The organism is Aureimonas endophytica, from assembly GCF_014642635.1.
GTDB classification, from domain to species: domain Bacteria; phylum Pseudomonadota; class Alphaproteobacteria; order Rhizobiales; family Rhizobiaceae; genus Plantimonas; species Plantimonas endophytica.
Genome location: NZ_BMIQ01000002.1, coordinates 137,232 through 151,387, shown reverse-complemented (window position 1 = coordinate 151,387; position 14,156 = coordinate 137,232). Strand labels below are relative to the sequence as shown.

The window sequence follows — 14,156 nt, the reverse complement described above, 5'->3', positions numbered from 1 at the left end:
TCAAGGGGTTCTAAGCTTTCGCCATGAGCGACCTCGCCGCCTCTCCCCGGCCGACACGGATCGGCGCCCTCGCCAACCCGACGCGCTTCCTGGCGCTGTCGGGCCGCGTCCAGCCCTTCCTCTACGCGGCGGCCGCCCTCGTGCTCGCCCCGGCGCTCTGGCTCGGCTTCACCGCCCCCGCCGACTACCAGCAGGGCGAGACGGTGCGGATCATGTTCATCCACGTGCCCTTCGCCTGGCTCGGCATGATGGCCTGGACCATGATGGCCGGTTCCGGCCTCGGCACCCTGGTCTGGCGCCATCCGGTAGCCGATGTCGCGCTGAAGAGCGCGGCGCCGCTCGGCGCCGTCTTCACCCTCCTCGCCATGGTCACCGGCTCGATCTGGGGCCGCCCGACCTGGGGGACGTGGTGGGAATGGGACGCGCGCCTATCGAGCGTCTTCATCCTCTTCCTCATGTATCTCGGCCTCATCGCCCTCACCCGCGCCTTCGACGATCCGGCGCGCTCGGCCCGGCCGGTGGCCGTGGTCGCCCTCACCGGCTTCGTGATGATCCCGATCATCAAGTTCTCGGTCGAATGGTGGAACACGCTGCACCAGCCGGCGAGCGTCCTGACGATGAACGGGCCGAAGATGCCGGCCACCTATCTGGTGCCGCTTCTCCTGTCGGCCCTCGGCTTCTCGCTCCTCTTCCTGGCGCTGCATCTCACGGCGATGCGCACCGAGGTGCTGCGCCGGCGCATTCGCGCCCTGAAACGTCTTCAGGCCGCCCGGACGGAAGGCGCGACGCCATGATCGCGGTGGACAGTTCCGCCTTCGTCCTGTCCGCCTACGGGATCTCCGCCCTGGCGCTTCTTCTCGTCGCCGGCTGGATCGTTTTCGACGCGCGCCGCGCCCGGCGCGAGCTGGCGCGGCTGGAGGCCGGCGGCGCCCGGCGCCGGTCGGATGGCGGGGCGCGCCGATGAGCGCCGGGCTCGACGATCCCGGCACCGCCGCGCCGCGCCGGCGGCGGTCGCTCCTTCTCTTCCTGCCGCTCGCCGCCTTTCTGGCGCTGGCCGGCGTGTTTCTGGCCGAACTCCTGTCGGGCCGCGATCCGGCGGTCATTCCCTCGGCGCTGATCGGCGCGCCGACGCCGAAGACGGTGCTGCCGCCGCTGGCCGGCGCGGCGGTTCCGGGGCTCGACCTGTCCGCGCCGCCGGACAAGCCGCTGCTCGTCAATGTCTTCGCCTCCTGGTGCGGCCCCTGCCGCGAAGAGCATCCGCTCCTGATGGAGCTCGCCAAGGACGCGCGCTTCCGGCTCGTCGCCATCAACCACAAGGACAAGCCGCAGGCGGCGCTCGCCTTCCTGCAAGCTCTCGGCAACCCCTATGCCGCGATCGGCACGGACGAAGCCGGCCGGGCGACGATCGACTGGGGCGTCTATGGCGTGCCGGAAAGCTTTCTCGTCGGCACCGACGGGCGCATCCTCTGGAAGCAGGTCGGCCCCTTCACGCCACAGGCGGTGATGAACGGTCTCTATCCGGCGCTGGCCGGAGCGGCCGGCGCGGCCTCCCCCGGCGCCGGGAAGCCGTAGACCGTCAGCGGCGAAGGATCGCGCAGATAGAGCGGCGCCGGCACGGTGCCGAGCGGCACGGCGCCGATGGCGCCGGCTTCCTTCGCGGTGATGCCGAGGATCAGCGTACCCTCCGTCCGGTCGCCCGGGCGCCAGGGCGAATCGATCTCGAACTGATCGGCCGGCGCCTCGCCGGGCTTCAGGAAGCCGCGAATGTCCAAGGGCTCGTCGCGCAGCGCCCAGACGAGGCCGGCGGTCAGCGCCCGGCTCTCGACGGCGAGCCGCTCCGCCCCGCGCGATTTCGCGAGAGCGGCGATCTCGCCCGCCGTCGCCGACCAGCCGCCGAGCTGGCGGAACTGCCGGAACGGGCCGGTGGCCGAGGCCGGATCGGCGAAACCCGTCGTCCAGAGCATCGCGGCGGCGAGAAGGCCGCAGATCACGAAATTGGCGACGAGGAACAGGCGGCGGCGATGGCGCACCATCAGCGCCGTGGCGAGGACGACGCCGGCCGGATAGGCGGTCGCGCCCCAATTGGCATTGGCCTGCGCCAGGAAGCCCTGCACGGTGATGGCGAGGACGATCGGCCAGCTCAGCCAGAGAAGCAGCCGGTCGCTGTCCGGCCGGTCGGTGCGGGCGCGGAAGAGAAGCGCGTTCAGCATGGCGCCGAAGACGATCGGCCCGGCGACGCCGAACTGCGTGACGAAGAACTCGAAGCCCTTGCGCGCATTGAGCCGCGACCAGCTCCAGCCGATATTCTCCTCGCCCGTATGGGTGAAGGTGGCGAAGCCATGGCCGATATTCCACCAGACGTTCGGCGCCATCAGGAGGGCGATGGCGAGAAGCGCCACGAGGATGTCGCGCGGGCGCAAGGCCCGGCGCAGTTCGGGAAGCGCGATCGCCGCGACGCCGATCATGACCGGCAGGAAGATCATCGCATATTTGGCATAGAGGCCGATGCCGGTGACGAGGCCGAAGGCGAGAGCGGTACCAAGGGCCGGCCGGTCGAGATGCCGGACGAGCACGAGAAGCGCCAGGCTCCAGAAGAAGAGGAGCAGCGCGTCCGTCGTCATCAGCATGGAGGACAGGGCGACGCCCGGCATCAGGAGATAGGCGAGGCCGGTCCAGAAGGCGGTGCGCCCGCCATAGAGCCGCCGCGCGACGAGGGAGAGGACGATCGCCGTGCCAAGATGGAGCAGCGGCGCGGCGAGCCGCACGCAGGGCGCGGCCGGGCCGCAGACCGCCGCCTCGCCGGCGATCAGCCAGGCGATCAGCGGCGGCTTCGTCGCGTAGCCGAACTGGAGATGGCGGGACCAGGCCCAGTATTGCGCCTCGTCGAAGCCGAGCTCGCTCGGCGAGAGGACGAGCGCCAGGACGCGCAGAAGCGCGATGGCGACGAGAATCCAGAGCGCCGCGTGCCAGCCCTCGCCCGCCTCCTCGGGCGCGCGGGCGGCAGGCGGCAGGCGGCGCGCCGGCGCGCGCATGGTCGTCATCAACGTCTGGCTCACTGGACCCCGGCGCCCTTTCGTGCTGATGGCCTGCGGATGTTCAAGAAACGTCATGCCCTCGGCGAGGCGACACAACGATGACCATCCGCGAGGCGCGGGCCAAGCCGCCCGCCGCCCCTTCTTCCGCCGCTCCCCGGCCGGTCGGACCCGCCGCCCTCCGGCGCCGGCCGCTCGCGACGCTTTTCGTCGCCACCGCCCTGGTCTCGGCCTTCTTTCTTCTGTTCCCGGATGCCGACATCGCGGTCAGCCGGTGGTTCTTCACGCCGGGCGAAGGCTTCCGCCTGGCCGAGGACCCGGCGATGCTCCTCGTGCGCGAGATCGGCGAGAGCTTCACCATCGCGATCGTCGCCGTCTCGCTCGGCATCCTGGTCCTGCCGCTCCTGCGTCGCGGCGCGGTGCTGCGCTGGCTGAAGCCGCATGCCGCCCTCTACATTCTCGCCGTCTACATCCTCGGGCCGGCGCTGCTCGTCAATGCCTTGTTCAAGAACAGCTTCGGCCGGGCCCGCCCGCGCGAGATCGCGGCCTTCGGCCACGACGCCCTGTTCTCGCCGGTCTGGACCGTGTCCACCGCCTGTTCGGGCAACTGCTCCTTCGTCTCCGGCGAGGGCGCGGCGGCGGCGGCGCTCCTCTGCCTCCTGCCGCTGGTGCCGAACCGCGAACGCGGCATCGTCGCCGTCAGCCTCCTCGCGATCGCCGCGAGCGTTTCGGCGGCGCGTGTGGCGATGGGTGCTCACTTTCTGTCCGACACGATGCTATCATGGCTGCTGGTATTGACAGTCGCCGCCCTGATGAAACCGCTGATTCTGGAACGCGGCGCGGCGCGGATCGATGACGCCTTCCTGGTCCTGTCGGAGCGTCTCTGGGCGTTCCGCCGGGCCTGCCGCCGGCGCTGGCGCGCGGCGCGGGACTTGAGGAGGGCAAGGGGATGATCGAGAGAATGCTGGAAGACATGCCTCGAACTGCGGCCGTCGCGCCGACCGGCGGCGCCTTCGCGCCGGTTTCGACGGGACCGGAGCCGGTGACGCCCGGCCGCTTCGCGCTGGTCAGCGTCGTCATCCCGGCGCGCAACGAGGCGCAGAACCTGCCGATCCTGGTGGAGGAGATCGCGGCCGCCCTGGAAGGCCGCGCCTTCGAGGTGGTGGTGATCGACGACGGCTCGACGGACGGAACGCGGGAGGCGATCCTCGCGCTTCAGGCCGCCGGTCGCCCGGTGCGGCACATCCGGCACGACCGCTCCTGCGGCCAGAGCCGCGCCGTGCGCACGGGCGCGCTCGTCGCCCATGGCGACGTCGTCGTCACCATCGACGGCGACGGGCAGAACGACCCGCGCTTCATTCCCGGCCTCGTCGCGCTCCTGGAAGAGGGGCCGCCCGGCACGGCGCTCGCCGCCGGCCAGCGCACCGGGCGCACCGACACGCGGCTGAAGCAGTTCTCCTCCGCCTTCGCCAACGGCTTGCGCGCCCGCATCCTGAAGGACGCGACGCGCGACACCGGCTGCGGCCTGAAGGCGGTGCCGACGGCGGTCTTCCGCCGCCTGCCCTATTTCGAGGGCTGGCACCGCTATCTGCCGGCGCTGGTGATGCGCGAGGGGCTCGGCATCGCCCATCTCGACGTCGTCGACCGCGAGCGGCGCTTCGGCACCTCCAATTACGGCATCTTCGACCGAATGCTGGTCGGCATCCTCGATCTCTTCGGCGTCTGGTGGCTTCTGCGTCGCGGCCAGCGCCGCCCGGAGATCCGCGAGCTCTGAGCGGCATTTCGGGCGGGCCGAGGATGGAAGCCGGGCCGGCCGGCGCCATCTGATGGCCCCATGATCACACCCTCCTTCTCCCTCCGCATTCCCGAAGGCGACGAGCGGGCGCGCCGCGTCTGCGACCATTGCGGCTTCGTCGACTACCAGAACCCGAAGATCGTCGTCGGCTCGGTGGTGCGCCATGACGGGCGCATCCTCCTGTGCCGCCGCGCCATCGAGCCGCGCGCCGGCTTCTGGACGATCCCCGCCGGCTATCTGGAACTGAACGAGACGCCGGAAGCCGGCGCCATGCGCGAGGCGGCGGAGGAGGCCACGGCCAAGATCGCGATCTCGCGGCTGCTCGCGATCTATTCGGTGCCCCGGATCAGCCAGGTGCAGCTCATCTTCCGCGCCGTGCTGGAGGAGCCGGAGGCGCTGCGCGCCGGGCCGGAGACCCTGGAATGGCGGCTGGTCAGGCCGGACGAGATCCCCTTCGACGATCTCGCCTTCCCTTCCGTCCACTGGGCGCTCCGCCACGACATGGCGGCGGAGGCCGGCGCGCCGCCCGTGCCCTTCGGCAATCCGGAAGGCGAGGCCGGCGACGTGCTGCCGAACGGCGAGAGGCTCGCCGACGAGGCGCTGTGACGCGCCTCAGCCCTTGCCGTCGCCCGGCAGCGGCTCGACGGCGTGCCGCTTCAGGAGCGGGATCTGGAACAGCATGAAGGCCATGGTGATCGGCATCGTGCCCCAGACCTTGAAGGTCACCCAGAAATCCTCGGAGAAATTGCGCCAGACCACTTCATTCAACAGCGCCAGCACGATGAAGAACAGGCCCCAGCGCAGCGTCAGCTTGCGCCAGCCGGCGTCGTCCAGCTTGAAGGCCTGATCGAAGACATAGCCGAGCAGCGGCCGATCGAAGAGAAACAGCCCGCCGAGCAGGATCGCGGCGAAGATGCCGTTCACGATGGTCGGCTTCATCTTGATGAACATGTCGTTCTGCAGCCAGAGCGTCAGGCCGCCGAACAGGACGACGAAGATGCCGGACACGAGCGGCATGATGGGCAGCGTCCGCGTCAGCGCCCAGGACACGGCGAGCGCCGCGACGGTCGCCGCCATGAACAGGCCCGTCGCGATGAAGATCGGCCCGCCGAGGCTGGCGAGCGAGGGGACATGCGAGGCGAGCCACGCCCCCCGGTAATTGGCGAAGAAGAAGACGAGGAGCGGCCCGAGTTCCAGCGCGAATTTCAGGCCGGGGCTGAGCGGCGGCCGCTCCGGCGAATTCGGCCCCGCCTCGATGATGCGTTCGGACATGGCGACGTCTTGCCTTCTGAAACTCGCGCTGCGGTTCCGCCCCGAAGCCGGCGCGGCGGAGAAAGCCGGGCCCGTCCCGTCCGATCCTTCGGGCGGGCAGCGGAGCCGCAGGCCATGGCCTTTTCAAGGCGCGGGCGAGGTGCCCGCGATCGCCTCGGCGAAATCCCTGGCCCGGAAGGGCTCCAGGTCGTCGATCCCCTCGCCGACGCCGATGAAATAGACCGGCAGGCGGTGCTTGGCGGCGATGGCGACGAGGATGCCGCCGCGCGCCGTGCCGTCGAGCTTGGTCATCACCAGCCCGTTGACGCCCGCGACATTGCGGAAGATCTCCACCTGGTTCAGCGCGTTCTGCCCCGTGGTGGCGTCCAGCGTCTGGAGCACCGTGTGCGGCGCGTCGGGATCGCGCTTCTGAAGGACGCGCACGATCTTGGCGAGCTCGTCCATCAGTTCGGTGCGGTTCTGAAGGCGCCCCGCCGTGTCGATGATCAGGATGTCGGAGCCGTTGGCCAGCGCCTCGTCATAGGCCTCGAAGGCGAGGCCCGCCGCGTCGGCGCCGATGGCCTTGGCGATCACCGGCGAATTCGTCCGCTCGCCCCAGATCTTCAGCTGCTCGATCGCGGCGGCGCGGAACGTGTCGCCGGCGCAGAGCGTGACCTTCAGGCCGGCGCGCGTCAGCTTGGCGGTCAGCTTGCCGATCGTCGTCGTCTTGCCGGTGCCGTTGACGCCGACGACCAGCACGACATGCGGCTTCTTCTCCAGATCGAGCTCCAGCGGCAGGGCGACGGGGTGCAGCACCGCCTCGACCTCGGAGGCGAGGATGGCGCGCACCTCGGCGCCGGAGATCTCCTTGCCGAAGCGGCCCTGGCTGAGGCGGTCGGTGATGCGCATCGCCGTCTCGACGCCGAGATCGGCCTGGATCAGCACGTCCTCGAAATCCTGGAGCACCGTCTCGTCGAGCTTCTTCTTGGTGAAGAGCGCGGTGATCGAGGCCGAGAGCTGGCCGGAGGAGCGGGCGAGCCCGGCCCGCATGCGCTCCACCCAGGTCTGGCGGGCGAGAGCGGGCGCGGTCGAGGGCTCGGCCACCGCCTCGTCGCGCAGCCTCCAACCGGCTTCGCCGGTGGAAACGCGCGGCCCCGCCTCGCGCGGCGCGGGCGCGTCGAGGAAGGAGAAGTCGGCCTCCTTCTCCTCGTCCTCGGCCGGCAGCGGCGCGTCGGCGTCGAGCCAGGAGAACTCGTCGCGCTTCTGCCGGTTGGCGAAGGGCTGCGGCGCCAGCGCGCTGTCCGGCGTCACCGGCGGCGGCGCGTAGGGCGCGGCCGGCGGCGCCTCGGCGGGGAGTTCCGGCTCCGGCTCGGAAAAGGCGACCGGCTCGGCGGCCGGCGCCTCGGCGGTCTCGGCCTTCGGCTCGTCCAGCCAGGAGAAGTCGCTGTCCGGCTCCGGGGCGTTCGGGTCGAGCCAGGAGGGCTCCTCGGCCGCGTCCGCTTCCGCCTCGACGGGCGCTTCGGCCGGCGGCTCGATCGCCGGAACCGTCTCCGGCAGCGGCTCGGGGCTCGGCTCGGCCGCGGCGGCGCCGGCCTCCGGTTCGGGTTCGGGTTCGGGTTCGGGCGGACGGGCCGTCTCGACCTCGTCGCGCGTCGCCGGCACGGGCGGCGCGTCGAAGGGATCGAGCGAGCCGGCTTCCGGCAGCGGCGCCTCGGCGGCGGCGCTCGCCTCGGCCTCCAGCGAGCGCGGCGGCGTCTCGGGCGCGCCGGGCGCCGTCTCGGCCGGCCGCGTTTCGGCGCGGTTCGAGCCGAAGGAGAAGATGCGCCGGAAAAAGCCTTCAGCCATGTGCGCTCCCATGCGGTGTCGCGGCGAGAAGGCGCTTGCCGTCATGCCCGGCGATCCGCGCCTCGATCAGGGTGCCGGCCTCGCCGAAGGGCATCCGCACCGGCGTGAAATCGGCGAGCCGTCCGCGACCGCCATGCTCGACCAGCACGCTCGCGCGCCTGCCGACATGCTGCGCCAGATGGCGGGCCAGCGCCTCCTCCGCCACCGCCCGCAGCCGTGCCGCCCGCTCGCGGACGAGCGGGGGCCTAAGCTGCGGCATCCGCGCCGCCGGCGTGCCGGCGCGCGGGCTGAACGGAAAGACATGGACGAAGGCGAGGCCGCATTCGGCGACGAGCGCGCGGGTGTTCTCCGCCATCGCCTCGTCCTCCGTCGGAAAGCCGGCGATGAGATCGGCGCCGAAGGCGATCTCCGGCCGCCGGGCGCGCAGATCGGCGCAGAAGCGCAAGGCCTCGTCTCGCGAATGGCGCCGCTTCATGCGCTTGAGGATCAGGTCGTCGCCCGCCTGCAGCGACAGATGAAGATGCGGCATCAGCCGCGCCTCGCCGCCCATCGCGTCGAGCAGCGCCGGATCGGCCTCGACGCTGTCGATCGAAGACAGGCGGAGGCGGGCAAGGTCCGGCACGTGGCGCAGGATCGCCTGGACGAGGCTGCCGAGGCGCGGCGCGCCCGGCAGGTCCCCGCCCCAGCTCGTCAGATCGACGCCGGACAGGACGACCTCGCGGCAGCCCTCGCCGACGAGGCGCTTGATGCCCTCGATCACCGCGCCCGCCGCCACCGAGCGCGACGCGCCGCGGCCATAGGGGATGATGCAGAAGGTGCAGCGATGGTCGCAGCCGTTCTGCACCTCGACCACGGCGCGGGTACGCCCTTCCACCACCTCGGCGAGCTGCGGCTGGGTCTCGCGGATGGAGAAGATGTCGTCGACGCGAATCCGCGCTTCCCTTCCGAGACCGAAATCGGCGAGGCCGCGATAGCTGTCCGGCAGGCGCTTCTCGGCATTGCCGAGCACCGCGTCGACCTCCGGCATGGCGGCGAAGCTCGCCGGGTCGATCTGCGCGGCGCAGCCGGAAACCAGGACCAGCGCCTCCGGGTGGTCGCGCCGCGCCCGGCGCAGCGCCGCCCGCGCCTCGCGCACCGCCTCGGCCGTGACGGCGCAGGAATTGACGAGGATCGCCGGCCGACCGGCGCCGAGCCCGGCCGTCTCGGCGGCGCGCTTCATCGCCGCGCCCTCCAGCCCGTTCAGCCGGCAGCCGAAGGAAACGACCTCGACGCCGCTCACGCGGGAACCGTTTCGGCGTCGCGGACATGATCGCCGCTCGCCGGGTCGAGGCGGCCCGACCATTCCCATTCGGCCGGCCCGGTCATCACGACATGGTCGTCGTCGCGCCAGTCGATCCGCAGCCGGCCGCCCGGCAGCGTCACGTCGACGCCGCGCCCGGTGCGCCGAGTGCGCGCGGCCGAGACGGCGGCGGCGCAGGCGGCCGAGCCGCAGGCGCGCGTCAGCCCCGCGCCGCGCTCCCAGGTGCGCATCGTCAGCGCGTCCGGCGCGGTCACCTGCGCGATCGTGATGTTGCAACGCTCGGGAAAGAGCGGATGGTTTTCGAGGATCGGCCCGAAGCGGTCGAGCGCATAGGACCAGACGTCGTCCTTCACCCAGAAGATCGCGTGCGGGTTGCCCATTGAGGCGACGGAGGGCGAATGGAGGATCGGCGCGTCGATCGGCCCGATCTGCAATTCGATGGCGCGGGTATCGGCGAATTCCTCGGCGAGCGGGATGTCGCGCCAGCCGAAGCGCGGCCGCCCCATGTCGACGGAGATGCGGTCCTCGCCCTGCATCTCGGCGGTGACGATGCGCCCGGCGATCTCGAAGGAGAAGCGCGTCTGGCCGGTCTCGGCGGCGAGCGCCTGGACGACGCAGCGCGTGCCGTTGCCGCAGGCCTCCGCCTCCGTGCCGTCGCAGTTGAGGATGCGCACCAGCGCGTCCGTCCCCTCGGCGGCGGGATCGTGGATCGCCATCAGCTGGTCGAAACGGGTTTCCGGCCGGCTGGCGAGTGCGATGGCCGCCGCCGGCGCGACGCGGCGCGCGTCGCCGCGCAGATCGACGACGAGGATCTCGTTGCCGATGCCGTTCATGCGCGCGAAGGGGACGCCGGAAACCGATGCGACGCTGGAAGTCATGCGGGCTATATGGCCGATCGCCCGGCCGAATGCCAGATCGCGGCGCATTCTCGCGTTGGCGGCCCTGTCGCCAGACCGTCACGAACTGTTTCTAGACCTCGCCCGGACCCGCCGAGAGAGGATTTCACCGATGCACCTTCGCTCCCTGCTGTTCGCCGGCGCCGCGCTGCTGCCGGTCGCCGCCCATGCCGAGCCGCCGAAGGCGACGGTCACGCCGATCGCCTACGAGGATCAGGCGCTCGCCAAGGCGGAGGTGCCGGGCGGCAAGACGCTGGATCTCACGCTCGGCATCGGCTCCGGCGCCTTCGCCGATCCGGGGTCGGCCGGCCGCGCGATCTGGACGATCTCCGATCGCGGGCCGAATGTCGATTGCGGCGAGGCGGAGGAGGTGCTCGGCATCTCCACCGAAAAGGCCTGCGCCGGCGACAAGAAGGCGAAGATGTTTCCGGCCCCGGACTTCGTGCCCTCGATCTACCGGCTGGCGATCGCCGGGGGCAAGGCGACGATCGCCGAGACGATCCCGCTGAAGGGCACGGATGGCAGGCTCCTGTCGGGCCTGTCCAACCCGCTGAAGGCGACGACGACCGAAGGCGCCTATGGCCTCGACGGCAAGGCGCTGACCGAGACGCCGAACGGCTTCGACACCGAATCGCTCGTCCATCTGCCGGATGGCAGCTTCTTCGTCTCCGACGAATACGGCGCCTCGATCTCGCATGTCGCCGCCGATGGCCGGGTGCTGAAGCGCTATGTGCCGAAGGGCCTGGAGGCCGACTATGCCGGCGCCGACTATCCGGTGGCGGGATCGCTCCCGGCCCTCGTCATGAAGCGCAAGCTCAATCGCGGCATCGAATCGATCGCCCTCGCGCCGGACGGGAAGACGGTCTACTTCATCCTCCAGAGCCCGCTCGTGAACCCGGACGAGGAGACCTACAAGGCCTCCCGCACCGTCCGCCTCTATGCCTTCGACATCGCCTCCGAGGCGGTGACGGCCGAATATGCCTACGAGGTCGACGAGGCCGCCGCATTCGGCAAGGACAATGCCAGAAAGGCGCAGAAGCAATCGGACGTGAAGGTCTCCGAGATGGCGGCGCTCGGGCCGGACCAGCTCCTCGTCCTCGAACGCATCTCGAAGACGACGAAACTCTATCGCGTCGATCTGAAGGACGCGGCCAAGCTGCCGGCGCGCTTCGATTCGGCCGAGACCAGCCCTTCCCTCGAAGCGCTGAAGCCGGCCGAACTCGCCGGCAAGGGCGTCGCGGCCCTGAAGAAGGAACTCGTCTTCGACAGCGACACGGCGAAGGACATGCCGGAGAAGATCGAGGGCGTCGCGGTGGTCGATCCGAAGACGCTGATCCTCGTCACCGACAACGATTTCGGCATTGCCGGCGACAGGACGCGGCTCGTGAAGGTCGAGTTCGACAGGCCGCTCGCCGAATAGGCAGGGCGCGAGGCGCGGCGGCCGGGCCGGCGCGCCTCACCCGAACTTGCCGAGTTCCTTCATCTCCCGGTCGCCGGCCCTCTGGCCGGTGCGGGCATTCACCCAGACGGTGAGGCCCCAGAGCACGACGCCGAGCGCCACGAGAATACCGGCGATGAGATATTGCTCGGGGTCGCGGCCGGTCCAGGGACCGGCGAGAAAGGCGCAGGACAGAGCGCCGAGCACCGGCAGCACCGTCGGCGTGCGGAAGTGCTCGTGGCCGACGGGATCGCGCCGCAGCACCAGGACGGCGACATTGACGACGGTGAAGACGCAGAGCAGCAGCAGCGCCGTCGTCGCGCCGAGCTGGCGCACCCCGCCGACGAAGGCGATCAGCGCGAAGGCGAGCAGCGTCGTGAAGCCGATGGCGACATAGGGCGTGCGCCGCCCGGCATGGACGCGGCCGAACAGAGCCGGCAGCACCCGCTCGCGGCTCATGCCGTAGAGCAGCCGGCTCGCCATCAGCATGTTGATCAGGGCGGAATTGGCCACCGCGAACATGGTGATGATGCCGAAGATCCAGAGCGGGAAGCCCGGCGCCCCGGCGGAGACGACCTTGAGGAGCGGCGTCTCCCCTTCCCCGAGTTCGGCGGCCGGCACGATGGCGATGGCCGAGATCGAGACGAGGACGTAGATCGCGCCGGTGATGACGAGGCCGGACAGGAGGACGCGCGGGAAGATGCGGTGCGGATCGCGGCATTCCTCCGCCATGTTCACCGAATCCTCGAAGCCGACCATGGCGAAGAAGGCGAGCGTCGTGCCGGCGACCACCGACCAGAAGACGCCCTTCTCCGCGTCCGGCGCGAAGGCGAAGGCACGCGACAGGTCGGCCCCGCCGAGCCCGATCGCCCAGAAGCCGATCCCGATGATGACGAGGAGGCCGGACAGTTCGACCAGGGTCAGGACGACATTCGCCTTCACGCTCTCCCCGACGCCGCGAAAATTCACGAGCGCGATCAGCGCCATGAATAGAAGCGCCACGAGCGAGACGCCGAAGGCGCCGAGATCGAGGCCGAAGGCGCTGGAGAAATTCGCCGCGAAGGCGCGCGAGGCGGTGGAGGCGGAGGTGATGCCGGAGCACATCACCGCGAAGGCGACGAGGAAGGTGACGAAATGGATGCCGAAGGCCTTGTGCGTGTAGAGCGCGGCGCCGGCGGCCTGCGGATATTTCGTAACGAGTTCGAGATAGGAGAAGGCGGTGAGAAGGGCGACGGCGAAGGCGACCAGGAAGGGCAGCCAGACGACGCCCCCGACCTCCTTCGCGACCTGGCCGGTCAGCGCATAGACGCCGGTGCCCAGAATGTCGCCGACGATGAAGAGGAGGAGCAGCCACGGCCCCATCACCCGGACGAGGCTCGGCTCGCCATCCTTTCGCGTCGGGCCGTCCGCTTCCGTCACGCTCGTCATGCCGTCCTCCCGTCGATCCGCCTCCACCGGTTGAATTCGGGCGAAACGGCGGCGGGACAAGGGCGGTGCGCCTAATCCTCGGCGTGGCGGCTCGGCGCCGTGGTCTCCGGCGTCTCGGCGAGCACCGGCGGCGGCGGAACGTCGAGGCGGAGCGGCAGTTCGGCGACGAGGCCCGGCGGCGCCGCGACGAAGCGCTCCGGCGCCAGACCCCAGCGCCGGCAGGCGGCGGTAAGCCGCGCCGGCGGGTCGCCGACCGGCTCGTCGGTCAGTTGGAAAGTGCCCCAATGGCTGCCGAGCGCGAATTCCGCTCCGAGGAACAGCGCGCCGCGTACCGCCTCGTCCGGGTCCTGGTGCTGCGGGCGCATCACCGAGCGCGGTCGGTAGGCGCCGATCGGGATCACCGCCAGCTTCGGCGCGCCGAAGCGCGCGCGGGCGGCCCGGTAGTTCCGCCCGCCGAAGAAGCCGGTATCGCCGATATGATAGACGAGACCGGCCGGCGTCTCGAAGGCGAAGGAGGCCCAGAGCGTCATCCGCCGGTCGAAGACGCCGCGCGCCGACCAGTGATGCGTCGGGTCGAACGTCACCGCCACGCCCTCGCCGAGCACCACGCGCTCGTGCCAGTCATGCGCCGAGACCTCGGCGCCCGGACGCCAGGCGCGGATCAGGCGGTCGCAGCCGAGCGGCACGACGAAGCGCGGCCGGTCGCGCCGGTCGAGCCGCTCCAGCGTGGCGCGGTCCATATGGTCGTAATGCGAATGGGTGAGGCAGACGACATGGATCGGCGGAAGATCCTCGAAGGCGACGCCCGGCCGATTGTGTCGGCGCGGGCCGAGGCCGTCCGGGCAGCGCTCGGAGAAGATCGGATCGACGAGGATGTTGAGCCCGCCCGTCTGGTAGAGGAAGCTCGCATGGCCGATGGCGAGAACCCGCAGCCGCGCGCCCTCGACCGAGCGCGGCGGGCGGTCGGCCGGCACCGGGTGGTCGACCTCCGGCGCCCAGGCCTCGCGCCCCCGCGCCATTTGCCAGCGCAGGATCGCGCCGAAGGGCGCCGGCATCTCCCCGCCCGGATTGAAGAAGCGCCGCCCGTCGAAATGATCGGATGCCGGGCCGGCATAATAGGGATTGCGGAAAGGCTTGAAGGGCAAGGGCCGCGATCCCGGAGCTTTCGAAA

Annotated in this window: 14 protein-coding genes; 7 read left to right on the top strand and 7 right to left on the bottom strand. The window is 70.8% G+C overall.

All coding sequences use genetic code 11. The features are described from left to right. Positions 1–23 precede the first annotated feature (23 nt). From IEY14_RS07060 to IEY14_RS07050, 3 genes are read left to right on the top strand one after another with little or no spacing between them, the layout of a single operon-like run. The gene (locus tag IEY14_RS07060) at positions 24–794 is read left to right on the top strand and encodes a heme ABC transporter permease (protein WP_188907531.1); all 771 of its coding nucleotides are present in this window, start codon (positions 24–26) and stop codon (positions 792–794) included. Continuing rightward, on the top strand, positions 791–964 hold the full coding sequence (gene ccmD / locus IEY14_RS07055) for a heme exporter protein CcmD (protein WP_188907530.1): 174 nt from the start codon (positions 791–793) through the stop codon (positions 962–964). Before IEY14_RS07060 ends, ccmD begins: the two co-directional genes overlap by 4 nt. Beyond that, positions 961–1,572: a DsbE family thiol:disulfide interchange protein gene (locus IEY14_RS07050; protein ID WP_188907529.1), complete on the top strand. Its 612-nt coding sequence runs from the start codon at positions 961–963 to the stop codon at positions 1,570–1,572. The genes ccmD and IEY14_RS07050 overlap by 4 nt, the downstream gene beginning before the upstream one ends. Here the strand turns inward: IEY14_RS07050 and IEY14_RS07045 are convergent. Beyond that, on the bottom strand, positions 1,515–3,041 hold the full coding sequence (locus IEY14_RS07045; protein ID WP_188907528.1) for an ArnT family glycosyltransferase: 1,527 nt from the start codon (positions 3,039–3,041) through the stop codon (positions 1,515–1,517). The genes IEY14_RS07050 and IEY14_RS07045 overlap by 58 nt on opposite strands. Positions 3,042–3,133: 92 nt before the next feature. Here IEY14_RS07045 and IEY14_RS07040 point away from each other — a divergent pair, with 92 nt between their 5' ends. Genes IEY14_RS07040 through IEY14_RS07030 form a run of 3 tightly spaced genes read left to right on the top strand, consistent with a single transcriptional unit; the run spans position 3,134 to position 5,433 of the window. After that, complete coding sequence (locus IEY14_RS07040) at positions 3,134–3,985, top strand: phosphatase PAP2 family protein (RefSeq protein WP_188907527.1); 852 nt, start codon at positions 3,134–3,136, stop codon at positions 3,983–3,985. Continuing rightward, complete coding sequence (locus tag IEY14_RS07035; RefSeq protein WP_244639365.1) at positions 3,982–4,806, top strand: glycosyltransferase family 2 protein; 825 nt, start codon at positions 3,982–3,984, stop codon at positions 4,804–4,806. Before IEY14_RS07040 ends, IEY14_RS07035 begins: the two co-directional genes overlap by 4 nt. 60 nt (positions 4,807–4,866) lie before the next feature. Then, positions 4,867–5,433, top strand: a complete 567-nt coding sequence (locus IEY14_RS07030; protein WP_188907526.1) for an NUDIX hydrolase — start codon at positions 4,867–4,869, stop codon at positions 5,431–5,433. Between the two features lie 6 nt (positions 5,434–5,439). Here the strand turns inward: IEY14_RS07030 and IEY14_RS07025 are convergent, their stop codons facing one another. The 4 genes from IEY14_RS07025 to dapF form a co-directional block, all read right to left on the bottom strand. Next, entirely contained in the window at positions 5,440–6,099 is a 660-nt protein-coding gene (locus IEY14_RS07025; protein ID WP_188907525.1) for a septation protein A, read from the bottom strand. Positions 6,100–6,222: 123 nt separating this feature from the next. Continuing rightward, complete coding sequence (gene ftsY / locus IEY14_RS07020; protein WP_188907524.1) at positions 6,223–7,923, bottom strand: signal recognition particle-docking protein FtsY; 1,701 nt, start codon at positions 7,921–7,923, stop codon at positions 6,223–6,225. After that, positions 7,916–9,142 carry a tRNA (N(6)-L-threonylcarbamoyladenosine(37)-C(2))-methylthiotransferase MtaB gene (mtaB, locus tag IEY14_RS07015; RefSeq protein ID WP_244639413.1) on the bottom strand — a complete coding sequence of 409 codons (1,227 nt, stop codon included), beginning with the start codon at positions 9,140–9,142 and terminating at the stop codon, positions 7,916–7,918. The genes ftsY and mtaB overlap by 8 nt, the downstream gene beginning before the upstream one ends. A 56-nt stretch (positions 9,143–9,198) precedes the next feature. Then, entirely contained in the window at positions 9,199–10,101 is a 903-nt protein-coding gene (gene dapF, locus IEY14_RS07010; protein WP_188907522.1) for a diaminopimelate epimerase, read from the bottom strand. 130 nt (positions 10,102–10,231) lie between these two features. Here dapF and IEY14_RS07005 point away from each other — a divergent pair, with 130 nt between their 5' ends. Further along, positions 10,232–11,539, top strand: coding sequence for an esterase-like activity of phytase family protein (locus IEY14_RS07005; protein WP_188907521.1), 1,308 nt, complete (start codon positions 10,232–10,234; stop codon positions 11,537–11,539). 36 nt (positions 11,540–11,575) lie between these two features. Here IEY14_RS07005 and IEY14_RS07000 read toward each other — a convergent pair whose 3' ends face one another. Beyond that, positions 11,576–12,985 carry an APC family permease gene (locus IEY14_RS07000; RefSeq protein ID WP_244639364.1) on the bottom strand — a complete coding sequence of 470 codons (1,410 nt, stop codon included), beginning with the start codon at positions 12,983–12,985 and terminating at the stop codon, positions 11,576–11,578. Between the two features lie 71 nt (positions 12,986–13,056). After that, positions 13,057–14,130 carry an MBL fold metallo-hydrolase gene (locus IEY14_RS06995; protein WP_244639363.1) on the bottom strand — a complete coding sequence of 358 codons (1,074 nt, stop codon included), beginning with the start codon at positions 14,128–14,130 and terminating at the stop codon, positions 13,057–13,059. Positions 14,131–14,156 lie beyond the last annotated feature (26 nt).

Excerpts from the sequence above, each read along its gene's own strand:
- IEY14_RS07030 (WP_188907526.1), top strand. The coding sequence starts at position 4,867 with ATGATCACACCCTCCTTCTCCCTCCGCATTCCCGAAGGCGACGAGCGG.
- IEY14_RS07025 (WP_188907525.1), bottom strand. The coding sequence starts at position 6,099 with ATGTCCGAACGCATCATCGAGGCGGGGCCGAATTCGCCGGAGCGGCCG.
- mtaB (WP_244639413.1), bottom strand. The coding sequence starts at position 9,142 with ATGAAGCGCGCCGCCGAGACGGCCGGGCTCGGCGCCGGTCGGCCGGCG.
- IEY14_RS07000 (WP_244639364.1), bottom strand. The coding sequence starts at position 12,985 with ATGACGAGCGTGACGGAAGCGGACGGCCCGACGCGAAAGGATGGCGAG.
- ftsY (WP_188907524.1), bottom strand. The coding sequence starts at position 7,923 with ATGGCTGAAGGCTTTTTCCGGCGCATCTTCTCCTTCGGCTCGAACCGC.
- IEY14_RS07035 (WP_244639365.1), top strand. The coding sequence starts at position 3,982 with ATGATCGAGAGAATGCTGGAAGACATGCCTCGAACTGCGGCCGTCGCG.
- dapF (WP_188907522.1), bottom strand. The coding sequence starts at position 10,101 with ATGACTTCCAGCGTCGCATCGGTTTCCGGCGTCCCCTTCGCGCGCATG.
- IEY14_RS07050 (WP_188907529.1), top strand. The coding sequence starts at position 961 with ATGAGCGCCGGGCTCGACGATCCCGGCACCGCCGCGCCGCGCCGGCGG.
- IEY14_RS07040 (WP_188907527.1), top strand. The coding sequence starts at position 3,134 with ATGACCATCCGCGAGGCGCGGGCCAAGCCGCCCGCCGCCCCTTCTTCC.
- IEY14_RS07060 (WP_188907531.1), top strand. The coding sequence starts at position 24 with ATGAGCGACCTCGCCGCCTCTCCCCGGCCGACACGGATCGGCGCCCTC.
- ccmD (WP_188907530.1), top strand. The coding sequence starts at position 791 with ATGATCGCGGTGGACAGTTCCGCCTTCGTCCTGTCCGCCTACGGGATC.
- IEY14_RS07005 (WP_188907521.1), top strand. The coding sequence starts at position 10,232 with ATGCACCTTCGCTCCCTGCTGTTCGCCGGCGCCGCGCTGCTGCCGGTC.
- IEY14_RS07045 (WP_188907528.1), bottom strand. The coding sequence starts at position 3,041 with ATGACGACCATGCGCGCGCCGGCGCGCCGCCTGCCGCCTGCCGCCCGC.